Raw genomic sequence first — 1,769 nt, 5'->3', positions numbered from 1 at the left:
AATGAACACCCTTGCCTTTGGCTAACGGTAGGCGCTTGCCAGCCCCCGTTCGGGACTTTCACCCTAGAGATGACGCTCATGCTGGGCGTACCACAAAAAAGCTTCAAGGACAATTGTCCTTGAAGCTCTCTGATTGTAATGATGATGCCGGTGAAGGGACTCGAACCCCCACGGTTTCCCTCACGATTTTGAGTCGCGCGCGTCTGCCAATTCCGCCACACCGGCATATATAAAATTGTTCAAAAGTGCGGAAGACCAGACTTGAACTGGTACGGTAGTCACCTACCGCAGGATTTTAAGTCCTGTGCGTCTGCCGATTCCGCCACTCCCGCGAAACATGAATGGAGGCGCCACCCAGACTCGAACTGGGGATAAAGCTTTTGCAGAGCTGTGCCTTACCACTTGGCTATGGCGCCAAATATAAAAATGGAGCGGACGACGGGAATCGAACCCGCGACCCTCGCCTTGGCAAGGCGATGCTCTACCGCTGAGCCACGTCCGCTTATACTGGGGATATAGGATTCGAACCTATGCATGACGGAGTCAAAGTCCGTTGCCTTACCGCTTGGCTAATCCCCACTATATTTGATTGTTAAAGTAAATGGGGCGATCGATGGGACTTGAACCCACGAATGCCGGAGCCACAATCCGGTGCGTTAACCCCTTCGCCACGACCGCCATAATATGAAATTCACTACTTCTAAAAAATGTGGCAGGGGCAGCAGGAATTGAACCCACACCAAAGGTTTTGGAGACCTTTGTTCTACCTTTAAACTATGCCCCTATAAAACTGGTGGAGGCTGATGGATTCGAACCACCGAACTCGTCAGAGAACAGATTTACAGTCTGCTGCGTTTGGCCACTTCGCTAAGCCTCCATGTGGTGCCGGCGAGAGGACTTGAACCCCCAACCTACTGATTACAAGTCAGTTGCTCTACCAGTTGAGCTACACCGGCCCTTCAACAAAAAGTTGAATGGTGGCTCGGGACGGAATCGAACCGCCGACACGAGGATTTTCAGTCCTCTGCTCTACCGACTGAGCTACCGAGCCTTACATATTAAGTTAAATGGCGGAGCCGACGGGATTCGAACCCGCGGTCTCCTGCGTGACAGGCAGGCATGTTAGGCCTCTACACCACGGCTCCACACTTGGATAATGCCATCCTCTTGCGAGGATAATTGCGGGGGCAGGATTTGAACCTGCGGCCTTCGGGTTATGAGCCCGACGAGCTACCGGGCTGCTCCACCCCGCGTCAGTAATAAGATGTTATATGGTGGAGGCTGAGGGGATCGAACCCCCGACCCTCTGCTTGTAAGGCAGATGCTCTCCCAGCTGAGCTAAGCCTCCATGGGAAAAGACAAGTTTTATTGTACCAGATAACTCCACTATAAATCAAGTGAATCAATGAAGTAACTGCTAAAGGAATAAAATGACCCGTAGGGGATTCGAACCCCTGTTACCTCCGTGAAAGGGAGGTGTCTTAACCCCTTGACCAACGGGCCATGCTTTAGAGCTGAAAGATTATGGCGGAGAGAGAGGGATTCGAACCCTCGAGACGCTTGTGACGCCTACACGATTTCCAATCGTGCTCCTTCGGCCAACTCGGACACCTCTCCATATAGTGGCTCCCCGAACAGGACTCGAACCTGTGACAACTCGATTAACAGTCGAGTGCTCTACCAACTGAGCTATCAGGGAACATTATGAACTTTTCAAGGTTTAATCCTTGAAAACTGGATACGAAACGTATTTGCTGTTTTAGATGTTT

At 51.2% G+C, this 1,769-nt stretch carries 16 tRNA genes; all 16 read right to left on the bottom strand.

Going from position 1 to position 1,769, the window contains the following annotated elements:
* Positions 1-145: 145 nt before the first annotated feature.
* The 16 genes from M0651_RS23885 to M0651_RS23810 all read right to left on the bottom strand — a co-directional run bounded on the left by M0651_RS23885 (position 146) and on the right by M0651_RS23810 (position 1,699).
* Positions 146-225 (bottom strand) — tRNA-Leu (locus M0651_RS23885).
* Positions 226-246: 21 nt separating this feature from the next.
* Positions 247-332, bottom strand: a tRNA-Leu gene (locus M0651_RS23880).
* A gap of 10 nt (positions 333-342) precedes the next feature.
* Positions 343-416: transfer RNA gene (locus M0651_RS23875), tRNA-Cys, on the bottom strand.
* 11 nt (positions 417-427) lie between these two features.
* Positions 428-502: transfer RNA gene (locus tag M0651_RS23870), tRNA-Gly, on the bottom strand.
* 5 nt (positions 503-507) lie between these two features.
* Positions 508-579, bottom strand: a tRNA-Gln gene (locus tag M0651_RS23865).
* A 23-nt stretch (positions 580-602) separates the two neighbouring features.
* A tRNA-His gene (locus M0651_RS23860) sits at positions 603-678 on the bottom strand.
* 32 nt (positions 679-710) lie between these two features.
* Positions 711-784: transfer RNA gene (locus M0651_RS23855), tRNA-Trp, on the bottom strand.
* Between the two features lie 7 nt (positions 785-791).
* Positions 792-877, bottom strand: a tRNA-Tyr gene (locus M0651_RS23850).
* A 3-nt stretch (positions 878-880) separates the two neighbouring features.
* Positions 881-956, bottom strand: a tRNA-Thr gene (locus M0651_RS23845).
* 19 nt (positions 957-975) lie between these two features.
* Positions 976-1,051 (bottom strand) — tRNA-Phe (locus M0651_RS23840).
* Between the two features lie 17 nt (positions 1,052-1,068).
* Positions 1,069-1,145: transfer RNA gene (locus M0651_RS23835), tRNA-Asp, on the bottom strand.
* 34 nt (positions 1,146-1,179) lie between these two features.
* Positions 1,180-1,253: transfer RNA gene (locus M0651_RS23830), tRNA-Met, on the bottom strand.
* Between the two features lie 19 nt (positions 1,254-1,272).
* A tRNA-Val gene (locus M0651_RS23825) sits at positions 1,273-1,348 on the bottom strand.
* A gap of 83 nt (positions 1,349-1,431) precedes the next feature.
* Positions 1,432-1,503: transfer RNA gene (locus tag M0651_RS23820), tRNA-Glu, on the bottom strand.
* Positions 1,504-1,525: 22 nt separating this feature from the next.
* A tRNA-Ser gene (locus M0651_RS23815) sits at positions 1,526-1,617 on the bottom strand.
* 6 nt (positions 1,618-1,623) lie between these two features.
* Positions 1,624-1,699 (bottom strand) — tRNA-Asn (locus tag M0651_RS23810).
* Positions 1,700-1,769 lie beyond the last annotated feature (70 nt).

Origin of the sequence: Paenibacillus mellifer (assembly GCF_023195895.1) — a bacterium.
GTDB classification, from domain to species: Bacteria; Bacillota; Bacilli; order Paenibacillales; family Paenibacillaceae; genus Fontibacillus; species Fontibacillus mellifer.
This window is presented reverse-complemented; position numbering and strand designations above follow the sequence as displayed.